Here is a 22549-nt window from a genome sequence, read left to right as displayed (position 1 = left end):
TCTTACACCATTAACGAGGTGAGTAATAATGCGACGGCAATACTAATCGCCATTTCCACCGTCGCAATCCCGATGTTGTGCTGTTGCTCTACTTCAGTGTTGACCTCAATATTGGCTAAGACTAAGCGTTTTACTAAGGCTAACAGTAGGTTCAAAATGATCAGCATAACCACCGAAAATGTCAGCCAGCCAAACAAGTTCATCGCATAAGCCTTGGGATCATAAATGAGAAAATAACTGGCGGCTTTAAAGGTGAGTCCTAATGAGATCAGGTAGCCGCTATGCCGGATAGCCAAGGCTAAGCTGTCTTGGCCTAAAGCCTCTTGCAGTGAATCGCCTTGATTACCACGCCGATAAGTATACTCACGCATGCGAGTCAGTAAGACAAACAGCATTTGCGAAATAAAGAAAACGCTGACCACCGCCACTAAGGTATCTATGGTGAGGCCCTCCGCCCAAAGCAACACTGAGCGAATAATTAACGCGGTGGCAATGCTCGCGCTGGCGTCGACCAGAGCGATTGATACATTGCCATCAAGAATTTGGGCATTTTTATCCACCTCATTGAGCGCCAATTTATCGTGAATAAAACGGCCGGTTCGGATCAGCACCAGTCCGGCAATGCCGTAGGCACTCATGCCAATGGCTTCGATAAGATATGAGGACCCCGCTGCCCCAGTAATGGCGCCTGTTAGGACGATACCCATGGCGGCAATGGAGCCGGCGGTACTGATACCAAAAGCGAAGTTATCACGTTCGGCCAGCTCATTGGTGCTGTTAACTTTGATGCTCCAGCCCGATAAGTAGCGCATCAGCACCAGTAATAAAATGGCGATGGTGATATCTATGCTCAACATAATTATTAAATCTTGGCTTAGGCCGTATTCGTTAAAAAAGTTCATCGAATGACTCCGTTATTTTCCACGCCTAAGGCTACGATTGGTTCGGCTGCTTGATGTACGCATACTGCTGTTTTTACTGTAATTAGAGCGAAATTGTGGCTGGCTGGCAGCAGGGGCTTTGCGGCTAGCGGCAGACAGGCCAGTCGAGCCACTGCGGTTTTTTGCATAAGGGCTGGTAAAGGTTTTACCTTGTGATGAAAATTGCTTTTGTCGCTGACTACTAAGGCCTTCTTGGTTTTTCATTTGTTGCGGTGAAGAATAGCGATAGCGACCGACATCATTGTAATAACTGTAGCCCCGTCGCCCAGCCCAGCGATCGTAACTGATGGGGCGGGTGAGATTAGAAAACATCGAATACATGCCATACCAAGCCCAAAATGACATGCCATTGCTGCCGGTTTGCCATTGGCCATAACTGGGGTTGCCCACCAGTTGGCTGCCAGGGCCAAAATCATCGGCTTGATTTGCCAGCATTTCGGCCTCTTTGCTCATGGCATTGACTCTTGGCAGCTGGCCTTGAGAAAGATCGGCGATAACATTGATGGGATCAGAGAGTAAGTCATTGAAAATCGCTGGGTTAGCCGCTTCGTAGATATTCTGTAATTCTTGCAGTTGTGCGTCGCTATCGGCAAAATTAGCCGGGTTGTTCGCGGCATTCAGGCGGCGAACTAGGGCTTGGTACTGGGGGCCTGCTGGTGTGGCATCTTGGCTAAGTTGACTGAGGAGTTGTTGATATTGCGGATCTTTTTTTTCTAATAGCTGGGCGTATTGACTGAGCACTGTGGCATTGCGGATTTGCCCTGAGTCCAATAGCTGTGACAATTGAGTGAGTTGCTGCTGAGCCAATTGCTCATACTTGGCAATTTGGGCTGCCTGATTATCTGAGCAAGCCTGCAACGCTATCAGCAGCAATATTGGCAGATAGAGTCGAAACCATTTTATTAGCATAAGCTCCCCTTTGCGATGATGTTTCGATACGCCAAGATTAGGAATGAGTTAATATTTACTTACGGCTTGCTACTCTCTGTGTATCAATAGCTGGGTGCCATTGACACACTCATGATTAAGGCAAGCATCTTAACTATCAGTACCGTGAATAAATTCATCGGCTGTGGCTGCTCTGTGGGTCAAATCCATTAGAGCAAGGCAGCTAAGTCATTACACCATAACAGGGATTATTATGGCTGGCCAAACTTTGTGCAATGATTCTCTGCCTGAAGCGTTATCGCAATTAGCGGACGAACGCTGGCAGCAACTGCTGGCAAGCGCACCAGCAACGGTGGCGCTACTGGATGTCTCAGCGCAGGCTCAAACTCGCTTAATGCTCGCCCTGAGTGACTTCATTCACACCCAAATCATGCGCCACCCTGAATGGCTACTCTGGTTACATCAAGGGGGGCTGGGATCACTCCCTCGACAATCCCATGCCGAAGCATTAGCCCGGCAACTTGCCAATGCAGACGATGATGTGGCGGCCAAACGGATCATGCGCCAGTACCGCAATCTTCATATGGTGCGTTTGGCTTGGCTCGATTTTGCTAATCAGCTGGATATTGAAGAACAGTTAGTCGATTTGAGTGTGTTAGCAGAGTCCTTGATTATCGCGGCTCGGGATTGGGCGTTTAGCCAGCTTTGCCAGCAATATGGCACCCCGACCAATAGCGCGGGGGCCGTGCAGCCGCTGATGATCTTAGGCATGGGTAAATTGGGTGGCCGTGAACTTAATTTCTCCTCGGATATCGATCTCATTTTCACCTTCCCGGAGCACGGCGAAACCGAGGGCGGGCGACGTCCGCTCGACAATCAGCAGTTCTTTATTCGTATGGGACAACGGCTGGTGGATTTATTGCACGATACCACGGTCGATGGCTTTGTATATCGGGTGGATATGCGGCTGCGCCCTTATGGCGAGAGTGGCCCTTTGGTGGTGAGTTACAGTGCGCTGGAAGACTACTACCAAGAACAAGGCCGAGACTGGGAGCGTTATGCCATGGTCAAAGCGCGCGCGTTAGGGCCTTGGAGTGGATACAGTGACGAACTGCATCAGTTGCTGCGTCCATTTGTGTATCGGCGCTACATTGATTATTCGGCCATTGATGCCTTGCGTAAGATGAAGGCCATGATTGCCCGTGAAGTGCGGCGGCGCCAATTGACCGACAATATTAAGCTCGGTGCCGGCGGGATCCGCGAGGTCGAGTTTGTGGTGCAAAGCTTGCAATTAATTCGAGGCGGCCGCGAACCGAGTTTACGCCAACAGAGTATATTTGCTGCGCTTAAAGCCCTGCATCAATGTGAGCAATTAAGCTTTGCCAATTATGATGAGTTGAAAAGCAGCTATATCATGTTGCGCCGAGTTGAGAATATCCTGCAAGCCATTGCCGATCAGCAGACCCAAACCTTACCGGATAACCCCCTCGATTGGCAGCGATTGTGCGTGATCTTAGCGCGCGTTAATGTGATGGATTTTCGTACCCATCTTGAAGCGGCCATGAATAAAATCCATCAACACTTTCGTGATACCGTCGGTGGTGAAAGTGTCGAAGAGTCAGAGCATTGGACTCAAGCTTTGTGGCAGGAGCGCGATGTGGCCGTGGCACAAGAGCTGATGACGCTTCATCATAATGACGATGATGATTTTTTGACCCGGCTGCACTCTTGGCGGCAACAAGCTCAGCAAAAACCCATGGGGCCGCGAGGGGTCGAAACTTTAGATAAGTTAATGCCAAAATTGCTCGATGAGGTGTTGACCATAAGCAGCCCAACCACAGTGTTTAAGAGTATCAGCAAGGTGCTCGATAGTATCTTAACCCGCACCACCTATTTAGAACTCTTATGTGAAAATCCCGGCGCTCGCTCGCAATTAGTGACCTTGTGTAGCGCCAGCCCTTGGATTGCCAAACAATTGTCACGTTTCCCGATGTTGCTCGATGAGTTAATTGAGCCCAGTCATTTATATGATATCGGTGAGCTTAGCGAGTATGGCGCCTTACTGCGTCAAAGCTTATTGCGGGTTGCTGAAGATGATATGGAGCAACAAATGGAATACTTGCGCCAATTTAAGTTGGCGCAACAGCTAAAAATTGCTGCCGCGGATGTCACCGGCGTGCTGCCGGTCATGAAAGTCAGTGATCACTTGACCTATTTAGCCGAAGCCATTGTCAGCCAAGTGGCGCGGCAAGCCTGGCAGCAGATCACAGCGCGCTATGGTCAGCCGCCGGGGCTTAACGACGGTGATATGGGGTTTGCGGTGATAGCGTATGGCAAGCTTGGGGGGATAGAGCTCGGCTATGGCTCGGATTTGGACTTAGTGTTTTTGCATAATGCTGATCTGCAAGCCATGACCAATGGCGAGAAAGCAATTGAATGCGGTCATTTTTATCTAAAATTGGCCCAGCGAATTTTACATTTGTTTTCAACTCGCACCAATTCCGGCGAGTTGTACGAAGTCGATATGCGACTGCGACCTTCCGGCTCGTCAGGCTTAATGGTGAGCCAAATTGAGCGTTTCGGGGAATATCATTGCCAAGAGGCTTGGACATGGGAGCATCAGGCCCTCGTCCGGGCTCGGTGCATTGTTGGTGATGATGACTTGTGCCAGCGTTTTAAGGCTGTCCGTGCTCAAGTCATCGCGCTGCCACGCTCTGCGGACAATTTGGCCAGCGAGGTTCATCAAATGCGGCTCAAAATGCGTCAGCATTTACTCAAGGTTGCTGAGGGGGAATTTGACTTAAAGCAGAGTGCTGGTGGTATCGCCGATATCGAGTTTATTGCTCAATATTTAGTTTTGTTGCACGGACATCAGTTTCCGGAATTGGCCATCTGGTCGGATAATGTGAGGATCTTTGAGCTGCTAGCTCAGTTAGGGTTATTGCCGCAAATCACCGCCGAGCAATTAGTCACTAGCTATTGTTTACTGCGGGATGAAAGCCATCGACTCACCTTATTAGGATTACCCGGCCTTCTTCCCGCCTTAGATGTGGCAGATCATGTTGAGCATAGCGCCAATATTTATCAGTTAATTTTAGCCCATCCCGCTGGGCAAGAGCGCGCTGATCCAGCGGTGATATAAAGGCAAGCCGATAAGCACATTCACAGGGAAGGTGATCCCAAGGGCGGCTAACATCGCCAGACCAATATTGGCCTCTGGGATCGCCGCCTTAATGGCTGCTGGCGCAGCAATGTATGAACTACTGGCGGTGAGGGCGGCTAACACTAAAATACTGCCGGCGGGTAAGGCTAAATACAGACCGACTCCGATACCAACCCAAGCTAAGGCAAAGGGAGCCAGCGCGGCAAAGACCATTAAGCGCCAATGCTTTACGGGTAATGGACGGCACACCTTCGCGGTCGATAATCCCATTTCTAACAGAAACAGCGCCAGCAAGGTTTTAAAGCCGCCGAGTAACACTGGGGTAATATCCGCGAGGCCTTGTGGGCCATAAGCCCAGCCGATAATCACGCCCCCGACTAATAACACCACGCCGCGGCTGGTGAGGGCTTCATGTAGAATGCTACCACTGCTGACATTTTGGCCGCGGGTTTGCACGCGTTTTGCTAGTAAAAAACGGTGCCACCACAGCATCACAATAATGGCCGGCAGTTCTAATAAGACTAAGTATAAGGTGGTCTCTGGTGCCAGTGGCCAACCGATATGAGCCGCCATGGCAATCACCACGGCAAAGGTACCGGCACTGACTGAACCATAGTGGGCGGCAATACTGACGGCATCGGCCTGACTTAAGCGGATGACTCGGCGCAGTAACGGATAAATACCTAAGGGAATAATGATGCCCAGCGCCGCTATCAGTGCTAACGCCATGAGATTGAGGTTGTCAGTGTGGCCATGGAGTGCCATGCCGCCTTTTACGCCTAAGGTCAGCATTAACAATATCGATAATGTTTCGTAGATTGACTCAGGAACTTTTAGATCTGATTTCACCCAGCCAGCGAGCAAGCCGAGGGCAAAAAAAGCAATAACGATATCGGGCATGATTCCTCCTTTTTAAATTGCGCTCATTTTGCCTAACAAAACCTATAATTAAAAATAAAAAATTTAACCATTTGGTATAGATTATTATCTATAGCGCAAATAGGATGAATGCTGAGTAGATATTGCGGCCGCAAGAAAAGGTGAACATGGATATTCGTAAGCTGAGCTTCAGATTATTGCAGGTCTATTTACAGGTGGTTCGCAGCGGCAGTATGTCGGCGGCGGCTCGGCAATTGCATTTAACCCAACCGACGGTTTCGGTGCAAATGCGTAAATTAACCGAGGCCATGGGGCAACCGTTACTGAGCAGTCGGGACGGCATCTTGACTCCGACCGATGCCGGCCAAGCCTTGTATTTAGCGGCGCTCGAAGTTACTCAACGTTTCGATGAGCTCGCCCATCAGCTCAATGACTTACACTTAGGGGTCAGCGGCCATATCAGTATCGGTTTAGTGACGACCGCTAAATACGTGATGCCTAAGATACTGGGGGCCTTTTACCGACAATTCCCCAATATTCAGGTGACCTTACACATAGGTAATCGCGCTCATATTGTGTCTCGATTCGAGTCGATGCAAGACGACTTGTACTTATTTAGCCACCCTCCCAGTGGTGAGCATGTCGACGCCAAGCGCATCTTACGTAATCCATTGCAATTAATTGCCCCGCCAGATCATTGGGCCGCTGGGCTAAATCGGCAAATTAGCTTTGACGATATTCGTCAAGAACGCTTTCTTATGCGCGAACCGGGATCGGCGACACGAATGATGTTTGAATCTTGGTTAAGCGCCCAAGGCTGGCAGCTTGAGCAGAGCATGCAAATTGAAAGCAACGAAGCGATTCGACTCAGCGTGGCCTCTGGGCTGGGGCTAGCCGTCACTTCGGCGCACACGTTAGAAGCGGGGCGCGAGCGTGTTGCTGTCCTTGATGTGGCTCAGTTTCCGTTACACAGCCACTGGTATTTGGTGACTCAAGCCGATAAGCGCCCGAGTGCCGCGTTGCAACAATTATTGGGTTTTATTGCTGCCAATCTGCATGAGTGTATTGCTCCCGTTTGGTTGCTGCCTCAACAACCCATGAAAAATGGGGTAACAAATGTTTAACTTTGTGATCGCCGTTGGCATTTATCTGCTGAAAATTTAGCTAAGATAATCACACAGGCTCAAAACAAGGATTGCATATGCACAATGAACTGGATCTCCGCTGGGCATTATCTCTCGCAGGTAAAATTCGCGACAAGGGCGAATTAGTCAGTGGCAACGACGAGGCGGCATTAGTGTATCGGTTGGCGGCTATCACCCTAGAAACGGATAGCGATGGTTACACGATTAAGCTCACCGACGGCCGCGTTGATTTAACCTTATTCTTTCACCATAAGTATGAGCTGGATTATCCTGACGCCAGCGCGTTGGACAGTTTTATGGCTAAGTTGCATGAACTCGATAACACCTTGCCACAGTAAGCTTTGCCCGTGAGACTGACTGGCCGTGAGCGCGCCAACCTTCGGTCGGCGTGCTCATGACTGACAATGGGCTATGGTGTAACTGACGGTTGAATATAAGCTTGGGTGCCCCATAAGGGGACGGTCGATAAACTGTGTTTGAAACTGCCTGAGGTTTCTTTGGTGGCATAAGATAAATACAGTAAGCTTTGATGCTCTGCATCGTAAATTCTTCTTATTTTCATCGATTTAAAGAAAATGCTTTTCGATTTTCTAAACACCACATCCCCATCACTTCCTTTGCCAATATTGGCTATCATCTCTGGCGTGATCTCGCCGGTCTGGCGGCATGAAATTGAGCTATCGCTCGGATCCGACAAGCTAAAGTTGGCTTCAATGGAGGCAATATGACAGGTGACGCCGGGCACATCGGGATCGACTAAACTATTCAGTTTGATGTCTTTTAGAGTAAACATGCCTAAGGACACATCGCCAACTTCATTGTCGGAGCAGCCAAGTAAGGCTAAGGATAAGCTGGCGGCGAGGAGTAATTTGTTCATCGATAATCCCAGTGATAATGTCAGCGCTAATGCATTAAGTCAGTCTATCATGATATCTGTGGTTGCAAACCTTGATTGCCTTGCAGGTGGTTGAGCTTGGGTATCACAGTGAATCTAGTCGCCGCCGTGATGGCTCAAGGCGCTAGAGTCAAACAGAGCATAAGGAAAGGGCATGAAGCGACATACCATTTTGTTTGATATCAATGAAACCGTGCTCGATTTGGGGGGATTAAGCTCCCACTTTGCCAGTGTTTTTGGTGATAGCGCCTTAATGCCAGGCTGGTTTTCTAATTTGCTCCACAGTTCCACCGTCTGCGCTTTGACCGGGGTTAAGAGTGATTTTGCGGCGCTTGCGAGCATTGCCCTCGATGCGCTGGCGGCGAGACTCGGCCGCACATTGGACCCTATCGACAAGGCGCAACTGCTCGCAGGTTTTGCTCAAATACCGGCACATCGCGATGTGATACCCGCATTGGTACAACTGCAAGCGGCCGGCTATCGGACGATTGCCTTTAGTAATTCGTCGTTAGCATTAATGAACGCGCAAATCGTAAATGCTGGCTTAACCTCTTATTTTGACGAGATTATTTCGGTAGAACCAACTGGGAGTTTTAAGCCGGATCTCTTAGTCTATCAGTTTGCAGCGCAACAACTGCAACAACCGATTGAACAGTTACGTTTGGTAGCGTGTCATGATTGGGATACTCATGGCGCGCTTACGGCGGGGATGCACGCGGCCTACATTGACCGTTCTAGGGCGCCATATCATCCCTTGTATAGACCCACCGATGTGACGGCCAAGGACATGGCAAGGTTAGTGGCAATGATCATTGACTGTGATTGCCGCTCATGAGCGCCCTTCCAACCATTGGTTATTTTAACTCTGCGGTCGCGCCCAGTGTAAAACGCTAACCTTTATGCTTACTTTGTTATTTTCCTCTTGATATTTAACGATTCCAGCGAGGATGTGCTTGACTGTTAACTGTCGGTAATGTTAGTTTTTGTTTGCGCAGGTGTTGAGTTTTATGGTGTTTCAGTGGGGCTGTTCGGCCACCGCTAACGTCAACGGATGATGTGATTTACTCGGTTTCTGCTTTATCAACCATCAATTCATTTACTTGGTCATCATCAATGCCAGCCTTAACTCGAAGGGGTGTCTGAGCGAGTATTGCTAATATATAGGGGAACACATGAGAACATCTCTGTCATTATCAATCGCTATGATCACGCTTGGGATTAGTTTTACTCTTCAAGCTGAGTCCCCACCGGTGATTGAGCTGTGTGATGGTAATCTCTACACCATGAATTCTGGCCGAGGAGCCGTGGGTTTGCTGGTTGATATTCATGAAGGACGAGATTTAACCAATACCCGTTACTTCTCTGACGCTAGCAACCGTGCCAGTTTGCATTCGCAGGCATTGTTTAGTTCAGCGGCGATGGACTATGACAAGGTGAATGATCGTATATATTACGCCAGCACGCCCACCCCCAATAGTTTTCACCTTGAGAATCTAGATTCACTTGGCTTAAGCCCTGAGGCGTTGTCGCAATTAGGCTTACATTCCAAAACCAATGAGCCTTATCAATTAGCTTACTTTGATGTGGCAACTCAATCGCATCATTGGGTTGGAAATACTCGCTTCCCGATTTTTAGAATGGCCTTTGATCCTAATACTGGCGTGCTGTATGGATCAGACGGTGGCCGTTTTTATACCATAGATCCCAACACGGGCACACAGACGGTGGTGGCGGCCTGGAGCAATAATGTCAGTTCCTCTGGGTTTACCTCGTGGGGCGACTTTATCTTTAGAGATAATGAATTGCTATTAGTGACTAATACTCGGGTATTTACTGTGAATACTGCCAATGCTGAGGTTAGTGTAAAGTTTTTCCACAATATTGATTTTGTGACTGGGGCGAGCCTAGATCAAAACAATGAAATCTTGATTGCTGCTAAAAATCAAAATGTCACCGGCGAAGTTAATAGCTCTCATTTATGGCGACTCAATCCTGAGGCTGAATATAACTACCTGCCGGTGCAGAAATACTTGGGTTTGTTTCCTGTTAGAGTCGATGGCATGGCCCGCGTCGATAGTCAGCAAGATACTTGCTACCCCCCCAGCTTTTATGCCACAGAATAGCACATTCACTGGCGCCAACATTCACCAATATCCGGGTTGAGTGCTGGGTAACCACTCATGTTGCACCCGCATGGCCACCACCACCCGAGCGGTGGTGGCCATTATCTTGACCCATATAGCGCGAACCTCGCTGTCGACACTAAAGCCGCGTTAAGCCAAGGCCTGCGTCAAGTGAGCCACTGGCAGCAGGCTGGCAGTGACTCGCTCATCAAGGGGTGTTATTGCCTGTCGGGTGGACGGTTATCGCGCGCCCAGCCCTAGCGCCATCGGCACTCAAGGCTCGTACCCAGACACTTCCGGTCACGACTGGTGGCGTAAGCGCGTCATAGTCCTGCCAGTCACTGTGGTTAAGTGAGTATTGCAGGGGTAATCCCGGCAGGTTGATGTTCATCAGTAATTGACCTTGTGTGATAATGGCCCCAGGGATGGGGATGCGATATTGCACTTGATGTTTATCGAGTTTGTGGAGCTGCTTTTGACCCAGCTGGTTGGCAAATTGGGTCCAGTCCTGCACGAGCGCCTGCTTATCAACTCGTTGGCTGTCTTGGTTAAACTCGACACCCACTTGGTAAGGCAACTCCCAGCTGGCCTGATGCCACGCACGCTCGGCTACAGCGAGTAATCGTGGAAATACCATGTATTCGTATTGCTCGTCGGTTCTGACTGTTTCGCTCCATAGTTGGGCGGACAGACCGTGGAAACTTGGCGCTTGCACTAGGCCTTTAGCATCGAATCCCTTGCCATCACGATCGCTGGAGGTCTCGGCATTCTGGGGTAAGTTGTCTGGCGCAAAGCTAAACATTTTGCGTTCATCACTGGCGCGTGTCGCCCAGTAATAGCCCCGCTCTTTTGGATCCACTTCATAGGGCATATCTAAGTAAACATAGTCTGGGCTGGAGATAATGACCTGATACCCTTTTTGGGCCCATTCATACGCTGAGTTTGCGCCATCAAAGTAGAGTAAATCCCAAAAGTTCACTTTAATGACATCGCTGTCATAGGCGCTGGCATCCGTTGAATATTTTAGGCCATCTTGCCACGCCTGAAACTGCGGAATACCCTGCTCGGTGGCCATGGCCGAAATCGTTTCAGCAAAATAACTGGGCAAGTGGGCGGCATCACTGACCTTGCCGCTGGCAATTAATTGTTGGCATACCGGCGATTTAGCAAAGGGATAGTCTTGCTTGCTGAGATCAAGATTGCCGCGCCAGGCGACAGAATCTTTAGCATTGCTATCTTGGAAGCCATTCCCCAATTTGATGTTTTTGGCTTCATCACCGCCAAAATGCCAGGTGGTTAACGGCACGCCTGCAGCCAGATGCATGGCCTTGACTTCGGTCATGACTTTGGCGGCAAAGCGTGATGAAGATGCTAAGCAAGGATTGATAAAACTGTGTTTATCATAAAATTGGACCGTGGTGACATTGGAGCTGTCTTGTGGGTCAATTAAGCGATACTCATCGGCCGCCTCAGGCTGTCCTTCAGCCATCAGGCGTTGGTATCTGGCTTCCATTGACATGACCGCTGCCCGTGAGTGGGCGGGCATATCGATTTCAGGGATCACTTCAATGCCGCGGGCAGCGGCAAAGCGCAGAATGTCGATGTAATCGGCGCGACTATAAAAACCGCTGCCAAAATTATCACTAGTGGGGCCTGAACCTAGCTGAGGTAACAAGCAGTGGCGCTCACTTAAATCGTGACAGCGATTGGCGCCAATGTCGGTCAGCTCAGGTAAGCCGTCAATGGCGAGGCGCCAACCTTCATCGTCGGTGAGGTGCAAATGTAACTTATTGAGCTTAACGGCAGCCATTTGTTCTATGGTGCCTAAAATAGCCTCTTTAGAATGGAAGTTACGCGCCACATCCACCATAAAGCCGCGATACGGGTAACGCGGCGCATCAAGCACTTGCATGGTGGCAATGCTCATATCGTCGAGGGTGATCGCACTCAATAGCGACTGCACGCCATAATAAGCACCAACGTTATCAAACCCAACCACGTCAATGCCTTGCGGACTGACTTCGAGTTGATAGGCCCCGGCCGTTTGCGCTGATGGCGCCAATGCGGTGGCATCGACCTTGATGGTGACAGGGAATTCCCCTTGGCTTAATCCTAAGGTTGTGGCTTGGGCGGTGACCGCGGCCATCATCTCGGCAGGCAGCGCATGATTTTGCCAGTTCACCCCCGCCGTCAGACGAATGTCATCACGGCCTAATGTTTGTGATTGTGGCGTGGGGATAATTTTGCCGCGCATGGTCGAGCTTGCCAGTAACTGTGTATCGAGATTGTTGTGGTAGCGGCTAAGTGCTGTGGCGGGCACATTGGCATCATCGGCGGTGCGTAACTGAGCATCTGCGGTGATAGGGCTAACAAAATCGCTGAGCACTTCGGTATCCATCGAAGCCAAGACTCTAGGCTCGGCATCGCCGACAATCACGTAGGCTCTGGGCATAAAGTCCGATTCAAATAATGACCAGAACTCAGCCACGAGGGGGATCGCTATGGTTTCCCCTTTATTAAAGCCAGCAAAGCTTGCTGTCGGCGTGAGCTTGTGTAAATCACCGGTGAGGCGCGTGACGGTAAAGTCGGGATGATCCACCGCCAAGATTAAGCGCACACTATGGAAGTATAAGCTCCAATCTTGCGTGGCGGGCAGGGCCGTTTGACTGCTAAGGTTGAGATGAATGGTGTGGCAACTGGCCCATTCGGCGCCGAGTTGCTGACACTTAAGTCCCTGATGATTACCTTGCTTGGTGAACACTTGATACTGAAGGTTTAGCCCTTGCGCGAGCGCATCGGTCGCGGCTTGGTTATCGAGTGCGGCGGGTTCAAGCTGCTCGGCTTGATGAGTTGGGGGTTCCTTTGAACAGGCTGTTAGCACCGACACCAGCGCCAATGCCACTAGGCTATTTCGCATCATTACACTCCATTGTTGATCTCACTGATGGCATGAGCATCCACGAGAAAAGCAGTGACCGAATTTTCCATTGCGACCACAATCTGAAGGGTTGATGTTAAATTATTGCGGTGTTCATTTCCAATGTTTTAACGTCAAAACCGTTTGCTTTACAGTGTGGTCTCGTCGGTAACAGTATGATTGGCCAATGGTTTGGGCGCAGTTTTGGGAGCTGGCATTTACTTGGAGCGTTTGAATTATGCCTTGGCTGCTAAAAAAGCAGCCAAGGCCGATGGTTACTGAGTGATCCGCATTGGTATCCCTGTCCGGTTTTCTAATGCTCGCTTTAAGGCAAATGAATCAGTATTTTTATGGGCAATAATGCCGCTAATCGTAGCGGGGATGTCCAAGGGAATATCGGCATCAGAGGCAAACTCGGCTTCTGAGCGCGATAGCGGTTGGTGCACTTCGATATAGCGGGTATCACCAGCTTCAATACTGGCTTTAATCGGCTGATTGATAAATTGTACGCGGGTGCCCACTGGCACCTCGGCAAACAAGTTGGCGATATCGTCATTACGCAAACGAACGCAGCCCTGACTCACTCGCAGGCCAATACCAAAGTCGGCATTGGTGCCATGAATGGCGTAGAGGTTGCCGACATACAGGGCAAATAATCCCATCGGATTATCTGGGCCTGCGGGCCAAACATCGGGCAAGATCACGCCGCGCTCGGCATATTCTTTGCGCATTCTTGCGGTCGGTGTCCAAGTGGGATTGGCACGTTTGCGATAGACCTTAGTAGTCCAGTTTTCCGGGGTGTCGCGGCCGATTTGGCCAATGCCAATGGGCAGCACTTGCACCATGTTTTTACCTTTAGGGTAATAATACAGGCGCATTTCAGCGGTGTTGATAACGATGCCTTCGCGCTTGGTGTTCGGCAAAATTAACTGGTGAGGAATGATGATGGTGCTGCCAGGTTTTGGCAAATAGGGGTCAAGGCCCGGATTGGCTTCCAGTATATTAGTCAGGCCTAATTGAAACTCGGCCGCGATGCTTTCGAGCGAGCGTTTATCGTCAGGCACAGTGTAATAGATGTTTTCACCCACTAAGCTACCGCCATTGACGGGTAATACATAGTCGACAGCCAGCACTTGCGCACTGGACATTGCTAGCCACAGACTGCAGATGGCACCAAGATGTTTAAACATGGGTTATGGTAAATCCTATATTGAGTGCTGACGGTAAAGCGAAGGCGAGTCGGGATCCGGGCGGGTTTTAAAGCGCCGATGAAGCCACATATATTGGGCCGGATTACGACTAATAATTTGCTCGATAATGCGATTCCCGCGGTCGGCATCGCTCACTTCATTGTCGCCGGGGAAGTCGGTTAATGGTGCCATTATTTCGATGTTATAGCCACTATCATCCTGATTGCGTTCTACAAAGAAGGGCAGGACTTTAGCGCGTCCCAATTTGGCTAGGGTGGTGGCACCGGTGATAGTCGCGGCATCTTTGACGGCAAAAAAGGGAATAAACACGGCGCTTGAGCGGCCAAAATCTTGGTCGGCGGTGTACCAAATAACCTCAGTAGCCCTGAGACAGCGTACCATTTGGCGCATATCGCGCTTGGGTACCAAGCCCTTGTTAGAGCGGAGGCGGCCTTTGACTTGCAGGTATTCGATCACGGCATTGTTATGGGGACGATAAACGCCGACGCCGGGTTGAAATTGCCCAAAAATACGAGCGCCCATTTCTAAGGGCAAACAGTGGACGGCAAATAAAATCACACCATGGCCTTCAGCGCGAGTTGCTTCCACATACTCTTGGCCTTTGATCTGCATATGGGCGTGAATTTTACGGTCTGGCCACCACCAAGCGTTAATCGTGTCAAAGATGGCTTTGCCGGTTTCTTCAAAATTACGTGTGAGTAATTCGGCTTGTGCTGCGGGGCTAAGATCTGGAAAACATAACTCAATATTGCGCTGCGCGATCCGTACCCGACTCTTGACGAATTTCATGGCAAAGCGGCCGATGGCGGCACCTATTCTCATCTGTATTCGTAGGGGAAGGAGCAGGATTAATCTCGCAATACCAACCCCAAGCCACACGATCCAAAAGCGCGGGTGTAGGAGTTTGGCGGAGAATTGAGCTTGTTCGACCACAGCATTCTCTCAAGTTAGGCAAAAATTAGCCGTTATTCTAACGCATTTTATTGAGAAAATTAGGTACAATTACGCATTAATTATGAATTAGATATTGAGCCTTATGAAGCATTCCTTACCAGCGTTTGAGCAAGCCCGCGTGCTGGTCGTGGGTGATGTGATGTTAGATAGATATTGGGTGGGACCGACAGGCCGCATTTCCCCTGAAGCGCCGGTGCCTGTGGTTCAAGTCGAGCAGATTGAAGATAGGCCCGGCGGCGCCGCTAACGTCGCGCTGAATATTGCTACTTTAGGTGGTCAAGCCGTGTTGTGTGGCTTAACCGGTAATGATGATAATGCCGAGATATTAACGCGCGCATTAGCCACGGTCGGCGTCGACAGTCAGTGGCAGCAAGTTGCTGATAAACCAACTATTACTAAGCTGCGGGTGTTATCTCGCAATCAACAGTTGTTGCGTTTGGACTTTGAGCAAAAGTTCAGTCAGACCGATAGCGAGCGCTTGATGGCGCATGCCGAAACTCATTTGGCAAATTGCCAGGTGATGTTGTTATCCGATTACGCCAAAGGCGCGATTGACGATCCCGTGGCATTGATTGCCAAAGCTATTAGCCAAGGGGTCAAGGTATTAGTCGATCCTAAAGGGAGTGATTTTGGTCGTTATCGTGGCGCGTATTTACTGACGCCAAACATGTCTGAGTTTGAGGCCGTGGTTGGTCAGGTGACCAATGAGGCTGATTTAGTCGCTAAAGCGCAAAGTTTGCTGACGGCCTTTGATATTACCGCCTTGCTGGTGACTCGCTCTGAAAAGGGCATGACCTTAATCACTCGCAATGGCCCTGAGCTGCATATTCCTACGGTTGCCAAAGAAGTTTATGACGTCACCGGCGCTGGCGATACTGTGATTTCAACCTTAGCCTGTGCATTAGGCGCCGGCAGTGATTTAGCTAAAGCGTGTGCGCTTGCTAACACGGCCGCTGGCATAGTCGTAGGCAAGTTAGGAACATCGAGTGTGACTCGGATTGAGCTGATTAATGCCTTAGCCGTGGTGCAAGAGTCTGGCCTTGGGGTGATCAGTGAAGATCAGCTGATGTACGCCTTAGAACAAGCGCGCTTGCGGGGCGAGCGGGTGGTGTTAACCAATGGCTGTTTTGATATTTTGCATGCTGGCCATGTCAGCTATTTGCAGCAAGCTCGGGCGCTTGGGGATCGCTTAATCGTGGCGGTCAATGATGATGCCTCAGTGAAACGCTTGAAAGGCGAAGGCCGTCCGGTCAACCCTACCGAAAGACGGATGGCGGTCTTGGCGGGCTTGGCCTCAGTCGATTGGGTTGTGCCTTTCACTGAAGATACACCACAGCGATTAATTGCCCGTTTACTGCCTGATTTATTGGTTAAAGGCGGCGATTACAAGGTCGAAGACATTGCCGGAGGGGCCGAAGTGATTGCCGCGGGTGGTCAAGTGCAAGTCTTGTGCTTCGAAGAGGGAGTGTCGACCACCAAAATCATCGAAAGCATTATGGCGCGCCAATAATGCTATGCCTTACCGCCAGAGCCCGATGCACCATTTGGTGATGCCAGCAAGCGCATTTTGCGTGCGCCGCTCATGGACACTAGTGCTAGCCGCTGTGCTCATGAGTGGGCCCAGTTTGGCGGTAAATCACCTAACATTGACTCACCACAGCAGTCAGACGCCATCGCTGGCTAGCGCGACCTTTCTCGAGCAGCAAGTGCGGGTGTGCCAGGCCGGTGAATTAGCCGAGTGTTTAGCGCGATTACCAGCACAGTGGCAGCAGGCGCTGCCTTCAGCGCCACGCCTGTTGGTGAGTCTGGGGCAACACGGTGCCATGAGTGTGAGGGTGACGCTTGGGGCTGAGGCGGGTGACGCCCTTCCAAACCACTCGGTGGCAAGTTACGGCCTGATCTTATTGGCCACTGCGAACTTGCCAACCTATGCCAGCGCTTATAGTCGTGGGCAATATTGGCAACTGCCATTAGCGCAACAAGCCTTAATGAGTCAGTGGCATGAAGCCGGCCATTTAGTGATAGCCCATCTGCAAGATCAAGCCGTATTACCTTCCCAGTTGTCTAAGCCTCAGCAAGAAACCTTGGCTGATATTTACAGTATTTGGCGCAGTGCTCACCATTTTGGAGATCTGGCTCTTGGCTGGCAGCAATACCATCGCCGCAATCTCGCCTTGATTGATTCGGTTGACAATGTTTCCCATTGGAGTGTGCCGGTATTGCAGCCACTATTGGCGCAATTGCCGCTAGAGCAATGGCTGCAAGCTCAAGACTTTGCTGACTTTATTGGTGTCAGTCCTTTGCGTTGGCGTTTACCAAAGCATCGAGAGCTCAATGAATTAGCCAGTTTAACCCAACAGAGTTTTGGTGAGCATAGCGGCCCCAAACTCGCGCGCTACTTATATTGGCGGCGGGAGCAACTCTGGCAGTTATTATCACCCACCTTGGCGCAGTTCTTGACTGTGGATGAATTGGCGCAGTTACAACAAGAATTCATTGATTAATAGATAAAAAAAGCCGCTAGGATGAGCGGCTTTTTGATAAAGATCACCGACCATTAGTCGGCTTCATTGAGGCTCTGAGTCAATTCAACGATGGCTTTTTTACCATCACCAAATAACATCAAGGAATGATCCATGGCAAACAGTGGATTTGGTAAACCGGCAAAGCCAGGGCTTAATGAGCGTTTGACCACAATCACATTGCGCGCTTTATCAACATTGAGAATTGGCATGCCATAAATGGGGCTGCCTTTATCTTCGCGTGCCATCGGGTTAGTCACATCGTTAGCACCAATAACAATGGCGACATCTGTTTGTTCAAACAGAGGATTAGCTTCATCCATTTCGAGCAGTTGCTCATAGGGGACTTCGGCTTCCGCCAATAACACGTTCATATGACCTGGCATGCGTCCGGCAACTGGGTGGATAGCATACGTCACTTCAGTGCCTCGCTTTTGCAGTACGCTGGCCAATTCGCGAACAGCATGTTGTGCTTGGGCCTGGGCTAAACCATAACCTGGAACAATAATGACCTTGGTGGCGGTTTCAAGCATCATGGCGACTTCTTCTGCTGAAGTCGATTTCACTTTACCCGCATAAACTTCATCGGCGTCTATGGTTTCGCCGCCTTCTGCCATCACCCCAAACAAGACGTTAAACAGACTACGGTTCATGGCTTTACACATGATTTGCGTCAGAATAATGCCCGATGCACCGACCAAGGCACCCGACACAATCAACACAGTGTTGCCTGTGATAAAGCCGGTGGTGGCCGCGGCAATACCTGAATAGGAGTTCAGCAGAGCAATGACCACTGGCATATCGGCACCACCGATAGGCAGCACTAAGAAGATCCCTAACAGCAAGGCGACCGCCATCAGGCTATAGATCAGCACATGATTGCTGGGTTCGATCACCACCATGACCGACAACACCACACTGGCTATGAGCAAGGCGGCATTAATGACGCTATTGCCCGGGATGCGAATCGGATTGCCGGACAATAATTCTTGCAACTTGCCAAAGGCGATAAACGAGCCTGATAAGGTAACGGCACCGATAATCACGGTGGCGCTGATTGAGATTAACGCTACCATATGGTTAGCGGCGGTAGGATCAACAAAATTAGCCAAGGCCACAAATAACGAGGCTCCGCCACCAAAGCCATTGAGCAAGGCGACCATTTGCGGCATGGAAGTGACTTGAATCCGGGTGGCCATAGTGGCACCGATGGCACTCCCCACCACTAGGCCGGCAATGATCCATTGATAATCAATAATGCTCTTATCAAGCAAGGTCACCACGACCGCAATCAACATACCGATGGCAGACAATTGGTTGCCGCGCACTGCGGTTCTTGGTTTAGTTAATCCCTTGATGCCTAATATGAATAAACTGGCCGCGACTAAATAGGCGAGGTAAATAATAGTGGTATTCATCTAACTTACTTCCTCTTAAACATCGCCAGCATGCGGTTAGTGACCATATAGCCGCCGACCACATTGATGGTGGCCAAGGTCACCGCGAAAAAACCAAGTACGTTAACCCAAATGCCTTGTTCACTGCCGGCGGCTAAAATCGCCCCGACTAAGGCAATGCCTGAGATGGCGTTGGAGCCCGACATCAATGGTGTGTGCAGGGTGGGTGGCACTTTGGTGATCAGTTCGACACCAAGAAATACAGCCACCACAAATAAGGTGATCAGTAATAGCAGTTCCATGTTATTGCTCTCCTGCTGGGGTTAATAGCCCTTGAAGACGCTCGTTAACAAGCGCGCCTTGATGAGTCACTAAAGTATCGCGAATAATTTCGTCTTCACGATTTAATTGCAGCTCGCCGTCTTTATTGATCAATAAGTCCAATAAGTTTGACAGGTTAGTGCCATACATCTGGCTGGCGTGATTGGCGGCGCTAGAGGCGATATTGCGTGGGCCTAAAATCAATACGCCGTGATGTAATACCTCTTCGCCCGCCTGGGTCAGCTCACAGTTACCACCGGTTTCTGCGGCTAAATCGACGATAACCGTCCCGGGTTTCATGGCTTCGACCATGGCCTTGGTGATCAGTACCGGGGCTTTGCGACCAGGAATAGCGGCCGTGGTAATCACGACGTCTTGTGCCGCGAGGACCTTGCTCATTGCTTGTTGCTGTCTGGCAATAAACTCTTGGCTTTGTTCCTTAGCGTAGCCACCGGCGGTTTCAGTATTTTCGGCTTCAAGATCGAGTTCGACCGGTTTCGCGCCCACAGATAAAATCTGTTCACGGGCTGCCGGACGAATGTCATAGGCCTCAACCACACCACCGAGACGTTTAGCGGTGGCGCACGCTTGTAAACCGGCCACCCCAACCCCCATGATAAAGACGCGGCTAGGTTTTAAGGTTCCCGCGGCAGTCATCAACATCGGGAATAAGCGCGGGGCGCGATGCGCCGCTAAGATCACGGCTTTATAACCGGCCACCGTTGCCATTGACGACAACACATCCATGCTTTGGGCGCGGGTAATGCGTGGGATTAATTCGAGGGCCAAGGTGGTAATGCCACTGGCGGCAATATTGCTGAGTGACTGAGCATTGACTAAGGGATCCATCATACCGATAACGACTTGGCCAGATTTTGCTTCCTGACTGAGACGGATAAGATCATCGCCATGGACATTCACGGCGGCAATAATGTCGGCATGTTGGCTGACGTCGGCGTTGCTTGGGCGCACTTCGGCACCGACCGCCAGATAGTCAGCGTCACTGAAACCCGCAGCTTGACCCGCATCTTTGGTTACAATAACTAGCCACTGTTTTTTAACAAGTCGTGCCACCTGTGCTGGGATCATCGCCACCCGCCGCTCAGTGGCGAGGGTTTCTCTCACTATTCCAATAATCAAAGGACCACCTCTATCTAGGTTGTGGATGTCATCACAAAAATTCACTTATTGTGGCAAGCCTAACTGTTAGGGCAAGCGCAAAATGATGCAACTTGAGTTTTAATCCTACAGTGGTAGTAAACCTTTGCAGTTGGTCACACTTTTGTAGCGCAGTTTTTGCGCTAGGTATATTCCAAAATAGAATAAGGTTTAAGGTTTTATTCTTTTTGCTTTTTTATTGACCCGATAAGCTTAGCGCATTATTCATGTTGCGAGTTCGCTTATGTTGTTAACAGAAAAAGATCTACCGACGCCGTTATTGTCAGAGAAACAAAGAGAGCAAGTCAGTCAGCTGACGGCGCAGTTATCGCCTCTGCAGCAAGCGTGGTTAAGCGGATATCTTGCCGCCAGCTGTCAACAGGCACCAGCGACCACCGAACCTGGAGCTGTTGGCGTTGAGCGCCCGCAGCTAACCTTGTTATATGGCAGTCAAACCGGAAATGGTCGCGGTGTCGCCACCGAACTTGCCGCCGCTATTAGGGAGCAAGGGATTGACGTGTCATTAGTGTCGATGGCCGACTACTCGGTGCGACAATTAAAAAATGAGCACTGGTTAGTGGTGGTGGTCAGTACTCATGGTGAAGGTGAAGCGCCAGACGATGCCATCGAATTACACCAATACTTAGCCTCCAAGCGCGCCCCCAAACTCGAGAAACTCAATTACGGGGTGATCGCACTTGGGGATTCCAGTTATGAATTCTTTTGCCAAACAGGTAAAGATTTTGACGAGCGCTTACAAGCGCTAGGTGCCAAGCCAATCATGGCGCGACTCGATTGCGATCTGGATTACCACAATGACATCCGTCGTTGGCAAGATGGCCTGCTGGAACAATTGGCGGCGCTTGCCCATGACAGCACCGCGCCAAGCCAAGGCAGTCGAACGCCGATGGCCGCAATCGCTGCTGGCTATAGCAAACAACAACCCTATCAGGCCGAATTGCTGTTAAATCAGAAAATTACCGGGCGTCACTCCAGCAAAGATATTCGTCATATCGAAATTGACTTAGGTGAGTCAGGAATCAGCTATCAAGCGGGTGATGCCTTAGGTGTGTGGTTCAATAATGCCCCTGAGTTGGTCGATGAAATTGTCGCATTAACCGGCTTGAAAGCCGATGACACCGTGGTCATTGACGGTCAATCATTGCCGTTAGCGACGGCCTTGCTGCAGCACAAAGAGCTGACTCAACTCACGCCAGCCACTATCCACTATTTGGCCGAACTGAGTCATGCCGCTGAACTCATGGCATTGACCACAGATAAACAGCAGATGCGGGCATTTATACTCTCTCATCAATTGGCCGATGTGTTAGTGCGCTACCAAGTGCAGCCGAGTGCACAAGGCTTGGTGGATGCACTGCGCAATATTACCCCGCGACTCTACTCCATCGCATCGAGTCAGGCCGAGGTCGAGTCTGAAGTGCACTTGACGGTCGGGGTGGTGGCGGATGAGCGTGAAGGCAAGTTGCGTTTTGGCGGCGCCTCTCACTTCTTAGCCAGTGGCATTCATGGCCAAGCGATCAATGTTTATGTCGAACCTAACCACAACTTTCGTTTACCAGCGGATGATCACACCAAGATCATCATGGTCGGTCCAGGCACAGGTATTGCCCCGTTTCGCGCCTTCTTGCAGGAACGTGCCAATGCCGGTTGCACTGATACAGCATGGTTATTCTTTGGCAACCCCCATTTTGAACAAGACTTTTTATACCAAACCGAGTGGCAGTCTTATCTCAAATCGGGGGTATTGGCTCGTTTAGACGCCGCGTTCTCACGGGATCAGGCCGACAAAATTTATGTGCAGCATCGACTGCTCGAGCAAGGTGAACAAGTGTGGCAATGGCTGCAGCAAGGAGCACATTTTTATGTGTGTGGCGATGAAAAGCGGATGGCTAAAGATGTCCACCAAGCCTTACTAACCTTGGTGGAACGCCATGGCGGCTTGTCAGCCGAACAAGCCCAGCAATATGTCGATAATTTGCGTAGTCAAAAACGTTATCAAAAAGACGTTTACTAA

18 protein-coding genes are annotated in these 22549 nt (G+C 50.1%); 8 read left to right on the top strand and 10 right to left on the bottom strand.

The annotated features are described in order from the left end of the window. Positions 1 to 2 precede the first annotated feature (2 nt). On the bottom strand, positions 3 to 902 hold the full coding sequence (locus tag KU855_RS03220) for a DUF350 domain-containing protein (protein WP_218528912.1): 900 nt from the start codon (positions 900 to 902) through the stop codon (positions 3 to 5). Between the two features lie 12 nt (positions 903 to 914). Beyond that, positions 915 to 1850, bottom strand: a complete 936-nt coding sequence (locus KU855_RS03215) for a hypothetical protein (RefSeq protein WP_218528911.1) — start codon at positions 1848 to 1850, stop codon at positions 915 to 917. 232 nt (positions 1851 to 2082) lie between these two features. Between KU855_RS03215 and glnE the strand changes: the two genes are divergently transcribed. Next, positions 2083 to 4971 carry a bifunctional [glutamate--ammonia ligase]-adenylyl-L-tyrosine phosphorylase/[glutamate--ammonia-ligase] adenylyltransferase gene (glnE, locus tag KU855_RS03210; protein ID WP_218528910.1) on the top strand — a complete coding sequence of 963 codons (2889 nt, stop codon included), beginning with the start codon at positions 2083 to 2085 and terminating at the stop codon, positions 4969 to 4971. Here the strand turns inward: glnE and KU855_RS03205 are convergent. Next, positions 4924 to 5892: a sodium-dependent bicarbonate transport family permease gene (locus KU855_RS03205; protein WP_218528909.1), complete on the bottom strand. Its 969-nt coding sequence runs from the start codon at positions 5890 to 5892 to the stop codon at positions 4924 to 4926. The two genes, glnE and KU855_RS03205, sit on opposite strands and share 48 nt — an antisense overlap. A gap of 146 nt (positions 5893 to 6038) precedes the next feature. On the opposite strand from KU855_RS03205, the gene KU855_RS03200 reads away from it, so the two are divergent. Continuing rightward, complete coding sequence (locus KU855_RS03200) at positions 6039 to 6995, top strand: LysR family transcriptional regulator (protein WP_218528908.1); 957 nt, start codon at positions 6039 to 6041, stop codon at positions 6993 to 6995. Between the two features lie 77 nt (positions 6996 to 7072). Beyond that, on the top strand, positions 7073 to 7354 hold the full coding sequence (locus tag KU855_RS03195; protein ID WP_218528907.1) for a DUF3081 family protein: 282 nt from the start codon (positions 7073 to 7075) through the stop codon (positions 7352 to 7354). 71 nt (positions 7355 to 7425) lie between these two features. Here KU855_RS03195 and KU855_RS03190 read toward each other — a convergent pair whose 3' ends face one another. Then, positions 7426 to 7893 (bottom strand): CreA family protein, encoded by a 468-nt coding sequence (locus KU855_RS03190; RefSeq protein WP_218528906.1) that lies wholly within the window; start codon positions 7891 to 7893, stop codon positions 7426 to 7428. A gap of 172 nt (positions 7894 to 8065) precedes the next feature. On the opposite strand from KU855_RS03190, the gene KU855_RS03185 reads away from it, so the two are divergent. Together KU855_RS03185 and KU855_RS03180 are read left to right on the top strand one after the other, a co-directional pair. Then, positions 8066 to 8746 carry a haloacid dehalogenase type II gene (locus KU855_RS03185; RefSeq protein WP_218528905.1) on the top strand — a complete coding sequence of 227 codons (681 nt, stop codon included), beginning with the start codon at positions 8066 to 8068 and terminating at the stop codon, positions 8744 to 8746. Between the two features lie 337 nt (positions 8747 to 9083). Further along, positions 9084 to 10034: a hypothetical protein gene (locus KU855_RS03180; protein WP_218528904.1), complete on the top strand. Its 951-nt coding sequence runs from the start codon at positions 9084 to 9086 to the stop codon at positions 10032 to 10034. A gap of 208 nt (positions 10035 to 10242) precedes the next feature. On the opposite strand, the gene KU855_RS03175 is transcribed toward KU855_RS03180, so the two are convergent. The 3 genes from KU855_RS03175 to lpxL all read right to left on the bottom strand — a co-directional run bounded on the left by KU855_RS03175 (position 10243) and on the right by lpxL (position 15095). Beyond that, the gene (locus KU855_RS03175; RefSeq protein WP_218528903.1) at positions 10243 to 12954 is read right to left on the bottom strand and encodes a beta-N-acetylhexosaminidase; all 2712 of its coding nucleotides are present in this window, start codon (positions 12952 to 12954) and stop codon (positions 10243 to 10245) included. 272 nt (positions 12955 to 13226) lie between these two features. Then, positions 13227 to 14141, bottom strand: a complete 915-nt coding sequence (locus tag KU855_RS03170; RefSeq protein ID WP_218528902.1) for a L,D-transpeptidase family protein — start codon at positions 14139 to 14141, stop codon at positions 13227 to 13229. A 15-nt stretch (positions 14142 to 14156) separates the two neighbouring features. Next, entirely contained in the window at positions 14157 to 15095 is a 939-nt protein-coding gene (gene lpxL, locus KU855_RS03165; RefSeq protein WP_218528901.1) for an LpxL/LpxP family Kdo(2)-lipid IV(A) lauroyl/palmitoleoyl acyltransferase, read from the bottom strand. Positions 15096 to 15198: 103 nt separating this feature from the next. Between lpxL and hldE the strand changes: the two genes are divergently transcribed. Both hldE and KU855_RS03155 read left to right on the top strand, forming a co-directional pair. Continuing rightward, the gene (hldE, locus tag KU855_RS03160; protein WP_218528900.1) at positions 15199 to 16626 is read left to right on the top strand and encodes a bifunctional D-glycero-beta-D-manno-heptose-7-phosphate kinase/D-glycero-beta-D-manno-heptose 1-phosphate adenylyltransferase HldE; all 1428 of its coding nucleotides are present in this window, start codon (positions 15199 to 15201) and stop codon (positions 16624 to 16626) included. Between the two features lie 100 nt (positions 16627 to 16726). Continuing rightward, on the top strand, positions 16727 to 17620 hold the full coding sequence (locus KU855_RS03155; protein ID WP_218528899.1) for a hypothetical protein: 894 nt from the start codon (positions 16727 to 16729) through the stop codon (positions 17618 to 17620). A gap of 53 nt (positions 17621 to 17673) precedes the next feature. On the opposite strand, the gene KU855_RS03150 is transcribed toward KU855_RS03155, so the two are convergent. From KU855_RS03150 to KU855_RS03140, 3 genes are read right to left on the bottom strand one after another with little or no spacing between them, the layout of a single operon-like run. Next, complete coding sequence (locus tag KU855_RS03150; protein ID WP_218528898.1) at positions 17674 to 19056, bottom strand: NAD(P)(+) transhydrogenase (Re/Si-specific) subunit beta; 1383 nt, start codon at positions 19054 to 19056, stop codon at positions 17674 to 17676. A 5-nt stretch (positions 19057 to 19061) separates the two neighbouring features. Continuing rightward, positions 19062 to 19337, bottom strand: coding sequence for an NAD(P) transhydrogenase subunit alpha (locus KU855_RS03145; RefSeq protein ID WP_218528897.1), 276 nt, complete (start codon positions 19335 to 19337; stop codon positions 19062 to 19064). A 1-nt stretch (position 19338) separates the two neighbouring features. Beyond that, a complete protein-coding gene (locus KU855_RS03140; protein ID WP_218528896.1) occupies positions 19339 to 20496 on the bottom strand; it encodes a Re/Si-specific NAD(P)(+) transhydrogenase subunit alpha in 1158 nt (385 codons plus the stop codon). Between the two features lie 262 nt (positions 20497 to 20758). Here KU855_RS03140 and KU855_RS03135 point away from each other — a divergent pair, with 262 nt between their 5' ends. Continuing rightward, positions 20759 to 22549, top strand: a complete 1791-nt coding sequence (locus tag KU855_RS03135) for an assimilatory sulfite reductase (NADPH) flavoprotein subunit (protein ID WP_218528895.1) — start codon at positions 20759 to 20761, stop codon at positions 22547 to 22549.

The sequence above is a fragment of the Shewanella sp. NIFS-20-20 genome (assembly GCF_019209865.1).
Classification (GTDB): Bacteria; Pseudomonadota; Gammaproteobacteria; order Enterobacterales; family Shewanellaceae; genus Shewanella.
The sequence above is the reverse complement of the archived record's forward strand: the minus strand, read 5'-3'. Positions and strand labels throughout refer to the sequence as shown.

What these genes read in the sequence shown, in the direction of transcription:
- KU855_RS03190 (WP_218528906.1), bottom strand. Translation starts at nt 7,893, where the DNA reads ATGAACAAATTACTCCTCGCCGCCAGCTTATCCTTAGCCTTACTTGGC.
- KU855_RS03180 (WP_218528904.1), top strand. Translation starts at nt 9,084, where the DNA reads ATGAGAACATCTCTGTCATTATCAATCGCTATGATCACGCTTGGGATT.
- KU855_RS03195 (WP_218528907.1), top strand. Translation starts at nt 7,073, where the DNA reads ATGCACAATGAACTGGATCTCCGCTGGGCATTATCTCTCGCAGGTAAA.
- KU855_RS03145 (WP_218528897.1), bottom strand. Translation starts at nt 19,337, where the DNA reads ATGGAACTGCTATTACTGATCACCTTATTTGTGGTGGCTGTATTTCTT.
- KU855_RS03135 (WP_218528895.1), top strand. Translation starts at nt 20,759, where the DNA reads ATGTTGTTAACAGAAAAAGATCTACCGACGCCGTTATTGTCAGAGAAA.
- KU855_RS03215 (WP_218528911.1), bottom strand. Translation starts at nt 1,850, where the DNA reads ATGCTAATAAAATGGTTTCGACTCTATCTGCCAATATTGCTGCTGATA.
- KU855_RS03155 (WP_218528899.1), top strand. Translation starts at nt 16,727, where the DNA reads ATGAGTGGGCCCAGTTTGGCGGTAAATCACCTAACATTGACTCACCAC.
- KU855_RS03185 (WP_218528905.1), top strand. Translation starts at nt 8,066, where the DNA reads ATGAAGCGACATACCATTTTGTTTGATATCAATGAAACCGTGCTCGAT.
- hldE (WP_218528900.1), top strand. Translation starts at nt 15,199, where the DNA reads ATGAAGCATTCCTTACCAGCGTTTGAGCAAGCCCGCGTGCTGGTCGTG.
- KU855_RS03205 (WP_218528909.1), bottom strand. Translation starts at nt 5,892, where the DNA reads ATGCCCGATATCGTTATTGCTTTTTTTGCCCTCGGCTTGCTCGCTGGC.
- KU855_RS03200 (WP_218528908.1), top strand. Translation starts at nt 6,039, where the DNA reads ATGGATATTCGTAAGCTGAGCTTCAGATTATTGCAGGTCTATTTACAG.
- KU855_RS03175 (WP_218528903.1), bottom strand. Translation starts at nt 12,954, where the DNA reads ATGATGCGAAATAGCCTAGTGGCATTGGCGCTGGTGTCGGTGCTAACA.
- KU855_RS03170 (WP_218528902.1), bottom strand. Translation starts at nt 14,141, where the DNA reads ATGTTTAAACATCTTGGTGCCATCTGCAGTCTGTGGCTAGCAATGTCC.
- glnE (WP_218528910.1), top strand. Translation starts at nt 2,083, where the DNA reads ATGGCTGGCCAAACTTTGTGCAATGATTCTCTGCCTGAAGCGTTATCG.
- KU855_RS03220 (WP_218528912.1), bottom strand. Translation starts at nt 902, where the DNA reads ATGAACTTTTTTAACGAATACGGCCTAAGCCAAGATTTAATAATTATG.
- KU855_RS03150 (WP_218528898.1), bottom strand. Translation starts at nt 19,056, where the DNA reads ATGAATACCACTATTATTTACCTCGCCTATTTAGTCGCGGCCAGTTTA.